Genomic DNA, 325 nt, shown 5'->3' on the forward strand with positions numbered 1-325 from the left:
ACCAGATTAACTTAAGAAAAGAGAAAGTCCGATGGATCAACGCAACAACCGAGTGGTCAGGGCCACGAGTTATCTTTTAATTTACCTGACCGCCGTTTATCCCCTTCATCCGGCTATGGCGGCTGGAATAACGCCGGATAATAGCCAGACACAGGTACAACATCAGGGCGATGTCCCGGTTGTCAATATCGCCACACCGAATGACGCCGGGATATCTCATAACACCTATCAAGAATTTAACGTTGCCACTCAGGGCGCCGTGTTGAATAACGCCATTCAGGCGGCGCAATCACAACTGGCCGGGCAACTTAACGCCAACCCTAAT

Annotated in this window: 1 protein-coding gene; it reads left to right on the forward strand. The window is 50.2% G+C overall.

The annotated features are described in order from the left end of the window. Positions 1–31 precede the first annotated feature (31 nt). On the forward strand, positions 32–325 hold a 294-nt coding region (locus ABR397_RS23645), incomplete at its 3' end, for a two-partner secretion domain-containing protein (RefSeq protein WP_350307826.1).

The sequence above is a fragment of the Photorhabdus viridis genome (genome assembly GCF_040256935.1).
GTDB classification, from domain to species: Bacteria; Pseudomonadota; Gammaproteobacteria; order Enterobacterales; family Enterobacteriaceae; genus Photorhabdus; species Photorhabdus viridis.